Source organism: Stenotrophomonas sp. SMYL86, from assembly GCF_036320025.1.
Classification (GTDB): Bacteria; Pseudomonadota; Gammaproteobacteria; order Xanthomonadales; family Xanthomonadaceae; genus Stenotrophomonas; species Stenotrophomonas maltophilia_A.
In genome coordinates, this window is the sequence record NZ_JAWIRU010000001.1 from 345,207 (window position 1) to 361,136 (window position 15,930).

The 15,930-nt window shown below is 65.3% G+C and carries 17 protein-coding genes; 11 read left to right on the plus strand and 6 right to left on the minus strand.

Annotated elements, in window-relative coordinates:
* Positions 1 to 26 precede the first annotated feature (26 nt).
* Positions 27 to 1,178 (plus strand): serine hydrolase domain-containing protein, encoded by a 1,152-nt coding sequence (locus V3B64_RS01520; RefSeq protein ID WP_329913455.1) that lies wholly within the window; start codon positions 27 to 29, stop codon positions 1,176 to 1,178.
* Positions 1,179 to 1,204: 26 nt separating this feature from the next.
* Here V3B64_RS01520 and V3B64_RS01525 read toward each other — a convergent pair whose 3' ends face one another.
* Entirely contained in the window at positions 1,205 to 2,452 is a 1,248-nt protein-coding gene (locus tag V3B64_RS01525; protein WP_329913456.1) for an arsenic transporter, read from the minus strand.
* Between the two features lie 251 nt (positions 2,453 to 2,703).
* On the opposite strand from V3B64_RS01525, the gene V3B64_RS01530 reads away from it, so the two are divergent.
* From V3B64_RS01530 to V3B64_RS01540, 3 genes are all read left to right on the plus strand, one after another.
* Positions 2,704 to 2,916 (plus strand): hypothetical protein, encoded by a 213-nt coding sequence (locus V3B64_RS01530; protein ID WP_121503314.1) that lies wholly within the window; start codon positions 2,704 to 2,706, stop codon positions 2,914 to 2,916.
* Positions 2,917 to 3,007: 91 nt separating this feature from the next.
* A complete protein-coding gene (locus V3B64_RS01535; protein ID WP_164160391.1) occupies positions 3,008 to 3,463 on the plus strand; it encodes a hypothetical protein in 456 nt (151 codons plus the stop codon).
* A 114-nt stretch (positions 3,464 to 3,577) separates the two neighbouring features.
* Entirely contained in the window at positions 3,578 to 4,606 is a 1,029-nt protein-coding gene (locus V3B64_RS01540; RefSeq protein WP_329913457.1) for a tetratricopeptide repeat protein, read from the plus strand.
* A 55-nt stretch (positions 4,607 to 4,661) separates the two neighbouring features.
* Here V3B64_RS01540 and V3B64_RS01545 read toward each other — a convergent pair whose 3' ends face one another.
* From V3B64_RS01545 to msuE, 3 genes are read right to left on the minus strand one after another with little or no spacing between them, the layout of a single operon-like run.
* A complete protein-coding gene (locus tag V3B64_RS01545; protein WP_329913458.1) occupies positions 4,662 to 5,696 on the minus strand; it encodes a methionine synthase in 1,035 nt (344 codons plus the stop codon).
* A gap of 38 nt (positions 5,697 to 5,734) precedes the next feature.
* A complete protein-coding gene (locus V3B64_RS01550; RefSeq protein WP_329913459.1) occupies positions 5,735 to 6,712 on the minus strand; it encodes a DUF1852 domain-containing protein in 978 nt (325 codons plus the stop codon).
* A gap of 58 nt (positions 6,713 to 6,770) precedes the next feature.
* Positions 6,771 to 7,352 (minus strand): FMN reductase, encoded by a 582-nt coding sequence (msuE, locus tag V3B64_RS01555; RefSeq protein WP_329913460.1) that lies wholly within the window; start codon positions 7,350 to 7,352, stop codon positions 6,771 to 6,773.
* Positions 7,353 to 7,527: 175 nt separating this feature from the next.
* Between msuE and V3B64_RS01560 the strand changes: the two genes are divergently transcribed.
* Together V3B64_RS01560 and V3B64_RS01565 are read left to right on the plus strand one after the other, a co-directional pair.
* Positions 7,528 to 8,442, plus strand: a complete 915-nt coding sequence (locus V3B64_RS01560; RefSeq protein ID WP_032127269.1) for a LysR family transcriptional regulator — start codon at positions 7,528 to 7,530, stop codon at positions 8,440 to 8,442.
* Positions 8,442 to 9,311 (plus strand): methylenetetrahydrofolate reductase, encoded by an 870-nt coding sequence (locus V3B64_RS01565; RefSeq protein ID WP_329913461.1) that lies wholly within the window; start codon positions 8,442 to 8,444, stop codon positions 9,309 to 9,311. The genes V3B64_RS01560 and V3B64_RS01565 overlap by 1 nt, the downstream gene beginning before the upstream one ends.
* A gap of 31 nt (positions 9,312 to 9,342) precedes the next feature.
* On the opposite strand, the gene V3B64_RS01570 is transcribed toward V3B64_RS01565, so the two are convergent.
* Positions 9,343 to 9,621 (minus strand): hypothetical protein, encoded by a 279-nt coding sequence (locus V3B64_RS01570; protein ID WP_329913462.1) that lies wholly within the window; start codon positions 9,619 to 9,621, stop codon positions 9,343 to 9,345.
* A 189-nt stretch (positions 9,622 to 9,810) separates the two neighbouring features.
* Between V3B64_RS01570 and V3B64_RS01575 the strand changes: the two genes are divergently transcribed.
* Positions 9,811 to 10,644, plus strand: a complete 834-nt coding sequence (locus V3B64_RS01575; protein WP_329913463.1) for a trypsin-like serine protease — start codon at positions 9,811 to 9,813, stop codon at positions 10,642 to 10,644.
* Positions 10,645 to 10,732: 88 nt separating this feature from the next.
* A complete protein-coding gene (locus V3B64_RS01580) occupies positions 10,733 to 11,260 on the plus strand; it encodes a DUF6622 family protein (protein WP_329913464.1) in 528 nt (175 codons plus the stop codon).
* Positions 11,261 to 11,299: 39 nt separating this feature from the next.
* Here the strand turns inward: V3B64_RS01580 and V3B64_RS01585 are convergent, their stop codons facing one another.
* Positions 11,300 to 12,847 (minus strand): MFS transporter, encoded by a 1,548-nt coding sequence (locus tag V3B64_RS01585; RefSeq protein WP_329913465.1) that lies wholly within the window; start codon positions 12,845 to 12,847, stop codon positions 11,300 to 11,302.
* Between the two features lie 151 nt (positions 12,848 to 12,998).
* Here V3B64_RS01585 and V3B64_RS01590 point away from each other — a divergent pair, with 151 nt between their 5' ends.
* From V3B64_RS01590 to V3B64_RS01600, 3 genes are all read left to right on the plus strand, one after another.
* Positions 12,999 to 13,880: a LysR family transcriptional regulator gene (locus V3B64_RS01590; RefSeq protein ID WP_329913466.1), complete on the plus strand. Its 882-nt coding sequence runs from the start codon at positions 12,999 to 13,001 to the stop codon at positions 13,878 to 13,880.
* Positions 13,881 to 14,223: 343 nt separating this feature from the next.
* Positions 14,224 to 14,826 (plus strand): sigma-70 family RNA polymerase sigma factor, encoded by a 603-nt coding sequence (locus tag V3B64_RS01595; RefSeq protein ID WP_071228350.1) that lies wholly within the window; start codon positions 14,224 to 14,226, stop codon positions 14,824 to 14,826.
* Positions 14,823 to 15,866 carry a FecR domain-containing protein gene (locus V3B64_RS01600; RefSeq protein ID WP_329913467.1) on the plus strand — a complete coding sequence of 348 codons (1,044 nt, stop codon included), beginning with the start codon at positions 14,823 to 14,825 and terminating at the stop codon, positions 15,864 to 15,866. Before V3B64_RS01595 ends, V3B64_RS01600 begins: the two co-directional genes overlap by 4 nt.
* Positions 15,867 to 15,930 lie beyond the last annotated feature (64 nt).

The window sequence follows — 15,930 nt, forward strand, 5'->3', positions numbered from 1 at the left end:
AGCGCCAACGCATGGAAGCCACTTCGATGACCGTTCGAAACAGACGTTGGTTTCATGCCTTCGTCGTGTCCGTCGTACTCCTTGGTGCCGGATGCACGGGCGGGAAGGCGCCATCGAAGGAACCGGGGGCAGAGATCGACGAGGTTGCGCAGACCCTGATCGAGCAGCCCTTGCTGCACTCGGCCTCCATTGGCGTGATGTACCGGGGCAGGACCTTCATCCGCCATCGCGGCGACATGGTGGCCGGTACAGCCGGCGCGCCGACCGATGCCACGCTCTATGAGATCGGCTCACTGAGCAAGACGCTGGCCGGCACCTTGATGGCCAATGCGGTGCTGGAAGGCAGGGTGGGCCTGGAGGATGACGTTCGCACGTACCTGCAGGGCGACTATCCCAACCTGCAGTACCAGGGCCAACCCATCCGCGTCCGCCACCTGCTGTCGCACACCAGTGGCCTGCCGAACATGCTGCCGGAGCGCGCGAACACGGTACTGGAGGACTTTACCGATCACCGCACGCCGGGCGAACTCAATGCGCTCTACGCGCACTACGGCAAGACGGATTTCCTCCGGGACCTGCACGCCGTGCAGATCCCGCGGATGCCAGGCAAGGAATACGCCTACTCCAGCGCAGGGACCGAGCTGGCGGCGCATGTTCTGGAGGTGGCCTACAAGACCGACTACGCATCACTGCTGCGTGGCTTCTTCAGCGACTCCGCGGCGATGACCGGCCTCCGGATCAGGCTGGATGATGCCGAAGCGCCGCGGTTGGCGGCCGGCTATCACAGCGACAACCCCGTACCGACCACGCCGATGCCGCAGTTGCCATGGGGCGCTTCCGGAAACGTCAAAGCAACCGTCCCGGACATGGTGAAGTACCTTCAGTTCCAACTGGCCAATGGGCCGGTGGTAAAGGAATCGCATCGCGCCCTGGCCAGATTCGACGACGAGTTCAGCATCGGCTACTTCTGGAACATCGTCGCCGGCGATCGCCAGAAGGGCGTCTACTATGCCCACCACGGTGGCGTACCGCGCTCACAGTGCTACATCTACATCATGCCCGAGCACGATCTGGGCATCTTCGTGATCACCAACCAGAGTGGCGACCAGACCGCGCATGCCATGGAAGCGGCGATCGATGCCCTGGTCGGGAAGATTGCTGCAAGCGAGACCCCATAGTCCGGGTGGCGCCCGGCAGCGCCCGACTAGAGCAGCAACAGCGCCCCGATCAGCGCAGGCGGCATCACCAGCGCACCGACGCGCAGGAAGTCGAGCGCGCTGACATGCTCGCCCTCGCGGCGCAGCGCCACCAGCCACAGCATCGTGGCCAATGAGCCGGTCACCGACAGGTTGGGGCCCAGGTCCACGCCGACCAGCAATGCGGCGCGGGTCTGTGCCGGCAGATCGGCCATCTGGCCCAGCGAGCCTGCGGCGAGGCCGACCGGCAGATTGTTGGCCACGTTGCTCAGCAGCGCGGCCGCGCCACCGGCCAGCCAGCTGGCCTGGTGCGGGGAAGTCTGCGCAACGGCCTGCAGCGCGCTGGCTGCTGACTGGATGGCGCCGGTCTGGGCCACTGCTTCCACCAACACGAACAGGCCGGCCACCAGCGGCAGTACGCCCCATGACACATGGCGCAGCAGTGGCAACGGACTGCGCCGCTGGCGCATCGCCACCACTGCCACGCTCAGCGTGCCTGCGCAGAACGTGGCCAGGCCGAGCGGGCCATTCAGTGCGGACGTCACCAGCAGCACGGTGCCGGTGAACAGCACGCCCAGCGCGCTCAGACGCCCGGCTTCGGTCAGCGGGCGATGCTCCGGCGCCGCCACCAGCGGCTGCGCGATCTCGCGCCGATGTACCCAGCGCAGCACCAGATAGGTGGCACCGATCGCGGCCAGTGACGGCATCGCGAACTGTGCCAGCCACTGCATCAAGGGTGGCATGTGCTGGCCGTACACCACCAGGTTAGCCGGGTTGGAAATGGGCAGCACGAAGCTGGCCGCATTGGCGATGAAGGCGCAGACGAACAGATAGGGCAGGGGGTTGGCACGGGCGGCCTTGCAGGCGGCGTAGACCGCCGGGGTCAGCACCACCGCCGTGGCATCGTTGGAAAGGAACACGGTGACCAGCGTGCCGACCAGGAACACCAGGTCGAACAGGCGTCGTCCCGAGCCACCCGCATGGCGGACCGCGTACAACGCCAGCCAGTCGAACAGGCCCTCGCGCCGGGCCAGCTCGGCCAGCACCATCATGCCGACCAGGAACAGATAGACATCGCGGCCCTCGGCCACCGCGTGCAAGGTCGTGCCGACCGACATCGCTCCCAGCAGCGGAAGCAGAAGGGCAGCCCCCAGTGCCCACACGTACTCCGGAATGCGGAATGGCCGGAACAGCAGGCCTACGGTGGCAACGGCCACGGCCGCCCAGATGAGGAAAGAGGAGTAGGAAACGAGCATCGGGCGGGGTGTCTCAGCGGCGCCGACGCGTACCTCGCAGGAGCGCGCCCGCTGCAATCACGGCAGTTCGGGGAAGGCGGCATCATACTCCGTGAGCCGCGCCCGAGCTGTGGAGCCCAGTCCATGCTCGTCTGCTTGCCGCGTGCCGCGTGCCGCTGGCACGCACGCTCCGCGAACGTTTTCTTCGGGCGTTCTTCACCACCACCCCGCATAAGGTGGGAGCCATTCAAGGCGTTGCGGTGGACTCAACGATGTTCGAATACCAGGACTGGACCTTCAACGCCAATGGCCGAACCCTGGTGGCCCGGGTGGAACTGGATGGCGACGGCGGCGGCACCATCAACCGTTACCGGCTGTCCCCCGGGCCTGCCCAGTCCGGGCTGTGCATCAAGGTAGCCTCGCAGGAGGAAGCCGCCAAGAGGCTCGAAACCGAGGTGGAGAAACTGCTCGGCCCAGAGTGGTAAAGAGGGCTTCGCTGCGGCAGAAGCGTTGTGAGGTTGCCAGCGCCACTCCGCAATCTCAGTCCATGCGACGGCCGACCGTATTCTTCCGGCCATGCATTCGCCCTCCAGCCCTCCCGATTTCATGACGACCCGCCGGCCCTCCGGCTGGGTGCAGAGCGGTGACCGCTGGGACCTGTGGTGGAACGGTCGCTGCGTGGCCAACGTCGTGCCGCATGCCGTGCTCGGTGTCCGCCTGTTCCTCGACGCGCGGAAAATGTCACAGACCAAGGTGGTGGCTGCCGCGAATGCGCGGCAGGCCAAGCGCTACGCCGAACGCTGGTGCGCCGCCCGGCTCTGCCCGCAGTTGCGGCTGCGCGATGCGGTGGCGCGGCTGCTGGATGCCGGTACTCCACCACCTTCCGCGCTCACGCGGGAGCAGCGGCAGCAGGCCCGCCGCCTGGCCGAGGCCGGGTCGCGTGAGATGGGCCGGATCAAGGAGGCGCTGGCGCTGAGACGGACCCCTGCGATGTCGCGAGCGCAGGAGCAGGCACGCCCGCTACCCAGATAGAACCTCGGCCACGTGGTCCTGCGCGCACCTATAATGCCGCCCCCAGCCTCGATCACTTGCTGATCGAGGCACCTGCCGGGTCTACCTGCGGCATCCATCTGGAGTTGATCAAGAATGCAGACGTTCACGGAAGAATGGATTGGCGCCCTGCGGCGCGTTGCACTCTGTGCGGGGCTGGCTGCCCTGGCCTGCAGCACGCCGGCACTTGGCAATGACAACGCGGCCGAGCGGGATCGCGTGATGGCTGCGGCGAAGGCCGGCAACGCGGAAGCCCAGAATGAACTTGGAGACAGGTATCTGCGCGGCGCAGGCGTCGACAGGGACGCAGCGAAGGCAGCGGACTGGTACCGCAAGGCGGCCGATCAGGGCTATGCGCCGGCACAGTCCATGCTGGGTGTGCTGTATCTGCGAGGCAATGGCGTGCCGAAGGATCCCGCTCAGGCCCTGCACTGGGTACGCAAGGCTGCCGATCAGGGCAATGCGGACGCACAGTCCGATCTCGGGATCATGTACCTGCAGGGCCTGGGCCCGCAGCAGGATGATGCCCAGGCTGTCCTGTGGCTCCGCCGAGCCGCTGAGCTCGGCTCGCCAGCCGGGCAGTACAGCCTTGCCAATCTCTATCAGAAGGGACGCGCCGGCCTCACGAAAGACGAGGCCCAGGCCATGCAGTGGTATGCCAGGGCAGCCGTGCAGGAGCTCGGCCTAGCGGGAGTCAAGGAGGCCCGTCTGGAGCTGTGCCTGAATCGCAAGGAGAACGAGGTGTGGTGTGCCGAGATGGACACGCCCGGCGCGTTTGGCCCGCTTGAAGCATTCACAGCGGCTGCCGATGGCGGTGATGTGGAGGCGCAGACCAGGCTCGCCCTGATGTATGCCAAGGGTATCAGCGTAGAGAAGGATGAGGCCCGATCCGCCGACCTGTATCGCAAGGCGGCAATGGCGGGCTACGCGCCTGCACAGGCCGAGCTGGGATACCTGTACTCCATCGGGCGTGGGGTGCCCAAGGACCAGGATGAGGATATCTACTGGACCTGTGAGGCTGCAGCGCAGGGAAACCGCAGGGCGATCCGCAATCTGGCCATCAAGCAGACCTACGATCTGTTCGATCCGAAGGAGTGCCCCGAGCGACGCGCGCGCAAGCGCTGAGTGCCGATGCGTCCGGACCCCGCATAGAGGTCCGGACGCTGATCTCTTTCAGCGACTACGCCGAGAGCTCCTCACGCACCATCCTGGCCCCTTCGCTGAGCGCACGCAGCTTGCCCCGTGCCACGTCACGGGCCAGCGGCGCCATGCCGCAGTTGGTGCTCGGGTAGAGCTTGTCGGCATCCACGAACTGCAGCGCCTTGCGCAGGGTGTTGGCCACTTCCTCAGCCGTCTCCACCGTGCTGGAAGCCACGTCGATGGCGCCCACCATCACCTTCTTGCCGCGCACCAGCTCGATCAGATCGATCGGCACGTGCGAGTTGTGGCATTCCAGCGAGATGATGTCGAGGTTGGAGGTCTGCAGCTTCGGGAACGACTCTTCATACTGGCGCCATTCCGAGCCCAGCGTCTGCTTCCAGTCGGTGTTGGCCTTGATGCCGTAGCCGTAGCAGATGTGCACGGCAGTCTCGCACTTCAGCCCTTCGATCGCGCGCTCCAGTGCGGCCACGCCCCAGTCGTTCACTTCGTCGAAGAACACGTTGAAGGCCGGCTCATCGAACTGGATGATGTCGACGCCAGCGGCTTCCAGCTCCTTCGCTTCCTCGTTGAGGATCTTCGCGAATTCCCAGGCCAGCTTCTCGCGGCTCTTGTAGTGCGCGTCGTACAGGGTGTCGATCATGGTCATTGGGCCGGGCAGGGCCCACTTGATCGGTTGCGTGGTCTGCCGGCGCAGGAATTTCGCATCCTCCACGAACACCGGCTTGGGGCGGCTCACGGCGCCGACCACGGTCGGTACGCTGGCGTCGTAGCGGTTGCGGATGCGCACGGTTTCGCGCTTCTCGAAATCGACGCCGCTGAGGTGCTCGATGAAGGTGGTGACGAAGTGCTGCCGGGTCTGCTCACCGTCGCTGACGATATCGATGCCGGCGTGCTGCTGTTCCTGCAGGGACAGGCGCAGGGCATCCTGCTTGCCTTCGGTCAGTCCTTCATCCTGCAGCTTCCAGGGCGACCAGAGCTTTTCGGGCTCTGCCAGCCAGGAGGGCTTGGGCAGGCTGCCGGCGGTGGAGGTAGGGAGCAGTTTCTTCGTCGACATTGCGTTCTGTGTCCTGGGGCGAATGGAGAATCGGTAAATCAGCGGGCAGCCCACTGCTCAAGCACGGCGCGGTACGGCTTGATGAAGTGCTCTTCGGTGAATTTGCCCTGCTTGACCGCCAGCTGGCTGCGCTCTTCGCGGTCGTAGACGATGCGGGTGGAGGAGTAGTCCTGGTGCTTCAGGCTGGGCTGATAGACCTTGCCGGCCACGGAATTGGCGTTGTAGATCTCCGGCCGGTAGATCTTCTGGAATGCCTCCATCGTGCTGATGGTGCCGATCAGTTCCAGGTTCGAGTAGTCGCCCAGCAGGTCGCCCTGGAAGTAGAACGCCAGCGGCGCGACGCTGCCCGGCGGCATGAAATAGCGCACCTGCAGGCCCATCTTGTCGAAGTACTGGTCGGTGGGGGAGAACTCGCCCTGGCGATACTCCACGCCCAGGATGGGATGGTGGTTCTCGGTACGATGGTAGGTCTTGCTGCTGGAGACGCTGATGCAGATTACCGGCCCCTTGCTGAAATTGGCGCGGTAGGCCTCCGATTCCAGGAAGTGCTGGAACAGCTTGCCGTGAAGATCACCGAAGCCCTCCGGAATGCCGAAGGTGGCCTTGCCCTCGTTGCTGGCCGGCAGTACCACGCTGAAATCGTAGTCACGCACATAGGACGAGAAGTTGTTGCCGACGATGCCCTCGGTGCGAGCGCCGGTACGCGTGTCGACAATGGTCGGACGCAGCACCTCGATCAGCGGGAACGGATCGCTGCCCTCATCGCCATCGATGTGCATCTCCACCGAGATGATGTCCAGCTCAACGGCGTAGCGGTCCGCGCTGGGGTTGTCCCAATGCGCCAGGTCGTTGAAGCGGTTGTTGATCATGCTGATCGTGTTGCGCAGGTTCTCCTGGCGGGACTCGCCGCGAGCCAGGTTGGCGAAGTTGGTGGTGATGCGCGTGCCGTCAGCGGGCTGGTAGTCCTCGTTGAAAGGGATGCGCGTGATGCTGAAGGTGAAGTTCTCGGTCGTCATGGGCGGCGTTCCGGGTTGCGGGGGTGACATCCGAATGCGGGTCGCTGGCATTCGGCATTCAAAGGACTGCAGCGGTCTCGGCAGTGGCAGGCACTGCGCGATGGGACAGGGCAAGCAGGGGCATCGCCCGCTGCACCGCCAGCCGTGCGCGCTGGATCAGGGCCTCGTTGTGCACGCGGCCCTCGGCGAAATCGCGGTCGGTGGCGTACACGCCCAGGGGCAGGGTGCGCGCCTGGAAGAAGCTGAAGAGCGGCCGCAGCTGATGGTCGATCACCAGTGCGTGGCGCTCGCTGCCGCCGGTGGCGGCCAGCAGGATGGGGGTGTCGACCAGTGCGTCCTGGTGGATGAAGTCGAAGAAGTGCTTGAACAGGCCGGTATACGAACCGCGGTAGACCGGCGTGGCCACCACCAGTACGTCTGCCTGTTCAACGGCCACCAGCTGCCGCTCCACAGCCTCGGGCAGCTGCGAGCGCCACAGCGCACCGGCCAGCTGCGGCGCCAGTTCGCCCAGCTCGATCAGGTGCGGCTCGCAGGGAACGTCCTCGCCGATCAGGTCCAGCAGGTACTCGGCCAGGGTTGCAGCCCTGGAGGGGCGCTGCAGTCCGCCTGAAACGGCGACGATACGGAGGGGGCGGGTCATCTGTTCGCTTTCAGCAGGGGAGGGGCTCCTTCGGGCAATCTGCGGGGGCGCAGTCCTGCAGGCCGGCGAGGTGACCGGGCTGGCAGGCAACCGAAGGCATGACCCGATCCTAGTCATGCCCTTCCATGACGTAAAATGGTATTACTTCACCAATCCATGAGCGGGATTCATCGTCATGCTGGAACGGATCCACCTCAGCATCGTGCAGCAGGTCGAGCAGCAGGGCTCGCTGACCGCTGCCGCCGGCGTACTCAACCTGACCCAGTCAGCCCTGAGCCACAGCATGAAGAAGCTGGAGCAGCAGCTCGGCACCGATGTCTGGTTGCGCGAAGGCCGCAGCCTGCGCCTGACCCAGGCCGGGCAGTACCTGCTGGCGGTGGCCAACCGCGTGCTGCCGCAGCTGGACCTGGCCGAAGAGCGGCTGGGCCAGTTCGCACAGGGCGAGCGCGGCGCACTGCGCATCGGCATGGAATGCCATCCCTGCTACCAGTGGCTGCTGAAGATCGTCTCGCCGTACCTGGCCGCCTGGCCGGACGTGGATGTGGACGTCAAGCAGAAGTTCCAGTTCGGTGGCATCGGCGCGCTGTTCGGCTACGAGATCGACCTGCTGGTCACGCCCGATCCGCTGCTGAAGCCGGGTCTGAAGTTCGTGCCCGTCTTTGACTACGAGCAGGTGCTGGTGGTGGCCAAGGGCCATGCACTGGCCAAGGTGGACCACGTAAAGCCGCGCCAGCTCGGCCAGGAAGTGCTGATCAGCTACCCGGTACCGTTCGAGCGCCTGGATATCTACAACCAGTTCCTGCTGCCGGCCGGCATCACGCCGCGGCGCCACAAGACCATCGAAACCACCGACATCATGATGCAGATGGTGGCCAGCGGCCGTGGTGTGGCCGCGATGCCGCGCTGGCTGGTGGAGGAGTATGCCGCGCGCATGGACGTGGTGCCGGTGCGCCTGGGGGCGAAGGGCATTCCCAAGCAGATCTACCTGGGCGCGCGCGAGGCGGATACGGGTATCGACTATCTGCAGGCCTTCGTCGAGCTGGCGCGGAACAGCACGCCGATCGCCGGCAATGCAGGCGGAGCCCGTTGATGCCCGCACCTGGATCGCAGCGGGCGGACGCCTTCATCGACGCGTTTTCTCTGGAAGTGAGCGCCAAGGCCATGCCGGCACTGCGCGCCGAAGCGGCCCGCATCGCCCCCGGAACGACGATCTCGATCCCTTACCTGGCGAGCGAGGACGACGACGCCCGGCTGGCGGCCGCGCGCACGGTGCGCGAACTCGGCTTCGAGCCGATGCCGCATCTCTCTGCCCGCCGCATCGGGTCGCGTGCGGCGCTTGCGCGGTTCCTGGAACGCGCCGCCAGCGAAGCGGGGGTCGAGACGTGCCTGCTGATCGCCGGTGATCTTTCCGCGCCCGCAGGGCCGTTTGCCGACAGTACCTCGATCATCGAGACCGGCCTTCTTGAGCGTTACGGCATCAAGGTTGTGGCCATCGGCGGGCATCCGGAAGGCCATCCGGTGATGACCGCCGAGGACCGGTGGCACGTGTTGGAACGCAAATGCCAGGCCATCGAGGCGAGAGGCATGGCACCGCTGATCATCACCCAGTTCGCCTTCGATGCCGATATCGTGCTGGCCTGGCTGGATGCGCTGCGCGCCCGTGGCATCACGGTTCCGGTACTGGTGGGCGTGCCGGGCCCGGCCAGCATTGCGCGGCTGGCGCGCTACGCCGCGATGTGCGGCGTGGGTGCCAGTGCATCGATGCTGGCGCGGTACGGCATCTCGATCGGCCGGCTGCTGGGAACGGCAGGGCCGGAGGTGTTCATGGATCGCCTGCTGAGTGGGCTGACGGACGCCCATGGCCCGGTCAGCCCGCACTTCTTCCCGTTCGGCGGCATTGCCCCATCACTGGACTGGATGGAGCGGTACCGGCGGCGCACGTCGGCCGCCAGCGTTTGATGCTCTATCGATGATCGCGTGGCTGGGCCCTTCAGCCCGGCAGTTCGCACTTCATCTTGCCGTCCACGTAGTACGGCTTGGGTACGTTTGGGTTCTCGCTGGTCTTCTCGAAGACCACCTCGAACGAAGCCGCATCGGGCGAGCCCTTGCGGTCGGTGCACGCGTCCTGCAGCTTCTTCTTGACCGTCGCGATGCCCGCATCGCGATTGGCACCGTCGGCGCTGTTGGTCAGGTTCACGGTCTCGGCGGAGGCCAGGGGGCTCAGTGCCAACAGGCAGCCGGTCAACATCAGGGTGTGCAGCTTGGTCATGGTCATACCTCGTGGGTCTGCAATGAGGTCCCAGCATAGAGGCAGGCTGTTAACGGCCCGTGGCCGCCCCGGTTTCGTGGCCGGTTCTGCGGCATTCGTCGTCGAACACGTGAGGTTGGTCGGACGTTTTCCCTTCGCGGGAGGTGTTCGGCTAGGCTGCAGCGACTGACCGCAAGGATTAAGGCACCCATGATCCGCTGGCTGTTCCTCGCGCTTGCCGCGCTGCCGTTCGCTGCCGGGGCCGTGGTCATCCGCCACGACGTGGACGATGCCCGCTACCGGATCGAGGGATCAGAATTTCCCGCCCTGGCCGACATGCCGGGTGAAGGGCAGGGCGTTCTGATCGCCCCACAGTGGGTGCTGACGGCAGCGCATGCCGCACCGATGGAAGGGATGGGGCTGACCATCGCCATCAACGGCAGGGACTACGGCGTGGGGCGCGTGTTCGTGCACCCCGGCTACAGGAGAATGCCCGACGCATTGGGCAAGGAGGCTATGGCAACGGGAAGCCCGGCGAAGATCCACGCGTTTTTGGCCGGATCAGATGACATTGCACTGATCCGGCTCGCAGCGCCCGTGAACGATGTGCAGCCCGTGGCGCTGTATCGCGGCAGCGCCGAGGTCACGCAGATCGCCGCCTTGATCGGGAAGGGCGCCACTGGCAATGGTACGGTTGGACTGGTGCCGGGCGGGCCGCATCGCACCACGCTGCGGCGGGCATACAACGCCATTACCGGCGGCAATGATCGCTATCTCTGGTATCGGTTCGATGCCCCGCCACAGGGCCTCCCACTGGAAGGCGTGCTCGGTAACGGGGACAGCGGCGGCCCATTGGTGATCAAGGATCACGGCGTCTGGCAGCTGGTGGGGCTGGGCTCCTGGATCACCGCCGTTCCCGAGCATGCCCTTGAGGCCGGCTTCTACGGGCAGGTGGTGCACAACGTTCGGGTATCGCGCTATGTGGGTTGGATCGAGAGCGTCCTGAGTGCGCCCGATTACCGCCCAGTAACACCCGAAGACTGACAGCTGTCACTGGCTGCAACCCGGGCGGAAGCGAATAGTGGGCGCCAAGGCGAGGGCACCTCGCCACCAACCACCAAGGCGACCGCTCATGAACATGCTCCAGCAACTCACCTCGCAGACGCCGATCTGGGTCTGGCTGCTCCTGGCGTTCCTGGTCACGCGTGGCATCGCCGCCATGAAACCGGGTGAGACTTCGTTGCAGAAGCTGGCGATCGTGCCCGTCCTGTTCGCCGTGTGGGGCGCGTGGTCGATCAGTCATCGCTTCGGCGCCTCGCTGACCGCCTGGGGCGAGTGGTTGGTCGGCATCGGCACCGGGGCGGCACTGGGATGGCTGCTGCTGGGCCACGTGAAGCTGACCCTGGAGGGCGCTACCGGAAAGCTCTGGCGCAACGCGGACTTCAGCCTGCTGCCGCTGCTGCTGATCACCTTCCTGGTGAAGTACGGCTTCGAAGTCGCATTTGCGGTGTCGCCGTCGCTGACCGCCAACGCCGGCTTCAGTGCCGCCTACCTGCTGCTGGCAGGCGGATTCACTGGCCTCTTCATCGGCAAGTACTGCCGCTATCTGGCTTCGCTGCGACTGGATGCGGCGGCTAAGGGCCTGGAGACCGCAGGCTGAATTCGCGGCGGCGTGACACGTCACATTAATACCCCCCCCTCACTGCCCGTTCGATTCGTTGGCGCACGATGCCAGCGAACTTCGACCGCCCCGGAACGTAAGCGCACTGACAACGGCCAGGGCACAGGCACAAGCGCCCGCGTAAACCATGGCCAGTCGGTAGCCGAAAAGCAGCGACTGATGGGCTACGTCAAGGGACACTGCCTGGCCAGTGGCCGCCAGCTCATCCAGGTGCGCAGTACCTGCGGACAATCCCTCCGCAAGCGACCGCAGATGCGAAGGGTCACCGCCGGGCAGGTTCGTTTCAAGTGCGTAGTAGGTACCTTTCACCAGAATCAACCCCACCACCGCGATGTTGATGGCCAGGCTGATGAATCTGGCGCTGGTGTCCATGCCGGATGCCATGCCGGCGCGATCGCTGGGCACGGAACTGGTCGTCGTGTTGGTGACGGGCGTATTGATCACGCCCAGGCCCGAGCCTGCAAGAATGCAGCCTGGCAGCAGGGTCAACCAGCTCGCGTTTTCCGCGCCTGCACCGATCGCCATCATGAGCATCCCGCCGCCCATGGCAAACATCCCAGCGGGGATCACGCGCTCAGGCCCGAAGCGCACAGCGAGACGCTCGCCGTAAGGCGGCAGCAGCAGCGACGGCAATGTGTATGCCAGGACAGACAGGCCGGTCGCGATGCTTGAGTAGCCAAGTCCGTGCTGGAAGAACAGTGGCAGGTACACCATCAGTGGCCAGAAGCTGAAGTTCATGCCCATCGAGCCCAGCAATGCGCCCGAGAAGCGCCGGTTGCCGAAGATGGAAAAATCGAACATCGGGTCCGGCACCCTGCGCTCGACCGCGATGAATACCGCCAGGCTGATGACGGCAACCAGAGCGGCCGCCATGGAAGAGGCGCTTGCAAGGCCTGCAGGAATGCCCTGGGTGATGTACCAGGTGAAGGAAAAGACGGCCACTGACAGCGAGACGATTCCTGCACGGTCCAGTTTCCGCTGGCTTGGCGCCCGCGATTCCCGGATGCCCAGAACGGCGAGAGCCGTCGCGCCCACTGCCAGGGGCGCATGCACGAGGAACACCCAGCTCCAGCTGCTGATGACAACAACGCCAGCACCAATGACCGGCCCGAAACCCAGCCCTATGCCAAAGACCACGCCCCAGATGCCAAAGGCCTTGGCGCGCTGTGCGGAGTCACTGAACTGATGGGAAAGCACTGTAAACACGCAGACCAGCATTGCGCCTCCCGCCGCACCCTGCAGCGATCGAGCCACGATCAACGCCGTTCCGCTTCGAGCAAGGCCGCAGGCCAGGGATGTGATGCCGAACAGCAACAGGCTGATCACGAAGATGCGCTTGCGCCCGTACCGATCCGCCAGTGCGCCAGCCGCCATCAGCACCGTCGTGCAGGCGAGGGTGTAGGCATTCATGATCCACTGCAGGCCGCTGAAGCTGCTGCCAAGCTCTGTCTCCAGAATCGGCAGGATGACCGGCACGCTGGAGATTTCCAGCCCGAACATCAGGGAAGCCAAGCACGCCGCAGAAAGCGTCAGGCGGTCTCGAGCGGCAGGTGAAAGGGAAGTCATGGGTCTCCTCAGGCAGGTCCGGGATCTGGCGCACTGCCGGGTCGACTGCAGCTGCGCGTTTCAAGTGAGCGGCCATCTTGGAGGGACTTCCATGATGATAAAAATGATTTGATTTAATAGAATTGATCAATCTTCATCATGGATTGCCCCGGTGTTCTTTGACCCCGACCTGCTGCGCGCCTTTGTCGCCGTCGTAGAGACCGGCGGCTTCACCAAGGCGGGTGAGCGCATGAACCTCAGCCAGTCCGCCATCAGCCACCAGATCCGGAAGCTGGAAGAGCAGGCGGGCAGCGCCTTGCTGAAACGGACCACGAGAAGCGTGACACTCACCGAAGACGGCGAAGACTTCCTGCGACATGCCGAGCAGATTCTTGCTGCCCAGAGCCTGCTGGTTCGCCGGTTCCAGAGGGCTCCTGTTACCGGGGCAGTGCGACTGGGTGTGCCGGAGACCTATGCCGGCGACCGGCTGACGGCAATGCTGTCGCGCTTCTCCCGCAGGTTCCCCGCGGTGCGGCTGGATGTAGCCGTGGAGTCCTATGGGGCACTGGGCGAACAGATACAGGCGGGAACACTTGATCTGGCGGTGAACCTGTTCCTGCGGGAGGACGTTGAGTGGCCGGTTCTGAGGCGGACACGTTTCGTCTGGGCCATCGGTTCGGGATTTGAGCACGAACCGGAAAAGACGCTGCCACTCGCACTCGCGCCCAGCCCGTGCATGCACCGCGACGTGTGCATCGGAGCACTTGTTGAAGCCGGCCTGGAATGGCGCGTCACCTTTACCTCGGCGAACCAGCAGGGCCTGCGATCGGCTGCAAAGTCCGGGCTCGCCATCACTGTCGCTCTTCAGGATGACATCCAGGATGGCCTGATGATTGCGGGCAGTGGACTGGGCCTTCCTGTGCTCCCCGCAGCGAGCTTCCGGCTGATGCGCAGTGCAGCCGTGCGGACGCCTGCGATCGAAGCGTTGGAGGAACAATTGCTTCGCGCAGGCGATGGCGCGTGTTCGGTCCGCGCACTCAGCGCGGTGGGCTGAATCCCAGCGACTGGACAGTACGTTTCGTAACGGGCGGTAACGGATATCCGCGTGCGCTGGACGGGTTGATCTCCGCACGACCTGGATTCGCTTTCTCATCACGGCAAGAGCGGGCCAGGGGAGTTCCAATTGCAAATGACTCTCACTACACTTGCGGCATCCCACCCCTTCCGCCGCCTATGGCGGCCAGAACCCCGGCTCCCAACGTGAATTCCCCGCCCCACCTGTGCAGACCGCTGGCATTTGCCCTGAGGGTGATGTGTCCACGCTAGGCCGGGGCACGGGCAGCAACGCGGATCGGGCCTCGTCCACGGAGGCGGGCATTCCGGAAGACGCCTCGCCAATGGGCGGGAACCTCCTTGCGAAAGCCTATGCCCGCTGGCGCGGGCCCATTCTGCGCAGCCTTGCGCGTGTCAGAGGTGCGGACGGGGAGGACGCCCTGCACGACGGTGCAGTCAAATGGCTGGCGGCAAACCCTGCACTGGCCTCGTGCGACCAGCAAGGCGCCTATTTCCGGCGAACGGTGATGAACACCGTGGCCGATGAGTATCGTGAGCACACCGCAGGCCGCCGTCTCCAGACCCTGCCACTGGCAGATGCCGAGGATGCGGGCCAGGCCATCACCAGCGATGAATCACAGTGCCCGTTGCAGCTCAGCGCCCAGCGGCAGCGCCTGGAGCGCCTGCGAGAAGCGCTGGCCGAGCTGCCGGAACGTCAACGCGAGGCCTTCGTGCTCTGCCGCTTCGATGGCCTGACCCAGGAGGACGTGGCCGCTCGCATGCAGATCTCCCGCCGCATGGTGGTCAAGCACCTGTCGCGAGCGGTTGCCTACTGCGAAGTGCGGGTACGCTATGCGTCTCTGGCACAGATGCAGGAACTGCATCGTCCGACCAAGGCGGGCGAGGCGTTGGCGCCTGCCATCGATGCTGATTTTCCCTGCCGATGACCGATCTCCCTTCTGCCGCAGGTTCCGACCCGTTTGCCCTGCATGAGGCGGCGGCCGCGTGGCTGGTACGGCGGCAGGATGCGGACTGGCAACCGAAGGACGAGGCGGCCCTGCAGCACTGGCTGGCCGGGAGCGAAGCACATCGACAGGCGTTCGCCGATGTGACCAGAACCTGGCACGACCTGGGCCAGCTTCCGCGCCCCGTACTGGCCTCGGACGCGCATGCGGTGATCACCCCAGCAGTACCTGCGCCTGCCGTTCAACGGCGGGGCAGGGCGGTGCGGCACACTCGCTCGTGGCGCCTGCCCCGCATTGCGGCGGCTGCCGCCGTGGCAATGCTGGCCTTGGGGTACGTCGGCTACGGTTGGTACACCGCGCCCAGCTACGTACAGGACGTGGCCACCGGCGCGGGCGAGATACGTGATCTTCAATTGCCGGACGGCTCACGGATTTCGCTCAATGCACGCAGCACGCTGGCCGTGCATTTCTATCGATCCCGCCGTGAAGTGGTGCTCAGCCAGGGCGAGGCGTTCTTCGAGGTCGCCCCGGCGGCCGACCGGCCCTTCACCGTTGATGCCCAGCGCAGCCGGGTGACGGTGGTCGGCACGGCCTTCAATGTGCGCAATGGGCCGGGCGAAGTCGTGGTCAAGGTGCTGCATGGGCACGTGCGAGTACAGCCGGATCGCGCCGAAGGTGCCTCGCCGGTCAGCCTGCGCGCCGAACAGGGCTTGGCCGTTACCACGCTCACCGCTGCTTATCGCCCCATCGCCGCAAGCGCAGACAGCATTGGCGGTTGGCGCAATGGACGCCTGGTGTTCCGGCGCACCCCGCTGGAGGAAGTGGCGCAGGAGGTCGGGCAGTATCTGGGCCATCCCGTCACGTTGGGCCAGCCAGGGCTGAAGTTCCTGCCGGTCTCCGGCTACGCAGCCACCGATGCCCCGGCCACCTTCCTGGAAGCACTGCCGGATCTGTTGCCGGTGCAGGTGACCCGCAATGCCCAGGGCGGCTACCGCATCGACGAACGGCCTGTGACCCGCTGACGCCGGAACGAAAATTTCTTCCGGCGCGGGTTCCCACCCCACCGCCATTTTCCGTTTACCCCAG

Excerpts from the sequence above, each read along its gene's own strand:
- msuE (WP_329913460.1), bottom strand. The coding sequence starts at position 7,352 with ATGACCCGCCCCCTCCGTATCGTCGCCGTTTCAGGCGGACTGCAGCGC.
- V3B64_RS01580 (WP_329913464.1), top strand. The coding sequence starts at position 10,733 with ATGAACATGCTCCAGCAACTCACCTCGCAGACGCCGATCTGGGTCTGG.
- V3B64_RS01540 (WP_329913457.1), top strand. The coding sequence starts at position 3,578 with ATGCAGACGTTCACGGAAGAATGGATTGGCGCCCTGCGGCGCGTTGCA.
- V3B64_RS01565 (WP_329913461.1), top strand. The coding sequence starts at position 8,442 with ATGCCCGCACCTGGATCGCAGCGGGCGGACGCCTTCATCGACGCGTTT.
- V3B64_RS01525 (WP_329913456.1), bottom strand. The coding sequence starts at position 2,452 with ATGCTCGTTTCCTACTCCTCTTTCCTCATCTGGGCGGCCGTGGCCGTT.
- V3B64_RS01575 (WP_329913463.1), top strand. The coding sequence starts at position 9,811 with ATGATCCGCTGGCTGTTCCTCGCGCTTGCCGCGCTGCCGTTCGCTGCC.
- V3B64_RS01585 (WP_329913465.1), bottom strand. The coding sequence starts at position 12,847 with ATGACTTCCCTTTCACCTGCCGCTCGAGACCGCCTGACGCTTTCTGCG.
- V3B64_RS01595 (WP_071228350.1), top strand. The coding sequence starts at position 14,224 with ATGGGCGGGAACCTCCTTGCGAAAGCCTATGCCCGCTGGCGCGGGCCC.
- V3B64_RS01570 (WP_329913462.1), bottom strand. The coding sequence starts at position 9,621 with ATGACCAAGCTGCACACCCTGATGTTGACCGGCTGCCTGTTGGCACTG.
- V3B64_RS01530 (WP_121503314.1), top strand. The coding sequence starts at position 2,704 with ATGTTCGAATACCAGGACTGGACCTTCAACGCCAATGGCCGAACCCTG.
- V3B64_RS01535 (WP_164160391.1), top strand. The coding sequence starts at position 3,008 with ATGCATTCGCCCTCCAGCCCTCCCGATTTCATGACGACCCGCCGGCCC.
- V3B64_RS01520 (WP_329913455.1), top strand. The coding sequence starts at position 27 with ATGACCGTTCGAAACAGACGTTGGTTTCATGCCTTCGTCGTGTCCGTC.
- V3B64_RS01560 (WP_032127269.1), top strand. The coding sequence starts at position 7,528 with ATGCTGGAACGGATCCACCTCAGCATCGTGCAGCAGGTCGAGCAGCAG.
- V3B64_RS01550 (WP_329913459.1), bottom strand. The coding sequence starts at position 6,712 with ATGACGACCGAGAACTTCACCTTCAGCATCACGCGCATCCCTTTCAAC.
- V3B64_RS01545 (WP_329913458.1), bottom strand. The coding sequence starts at position 5,696 with ATGTCGACGAAGAAACTGCTCCCTACCTCCACCGCCGGCAGCCTGCCC.
- V3B64_RS01600 (WP_329913467.1), top strand. The coding sequence starts at position 14,823 with ATGACCGATCTCCCTTCTGCCGCAGGTTCCGACCCGTTTGCCCTGCAT.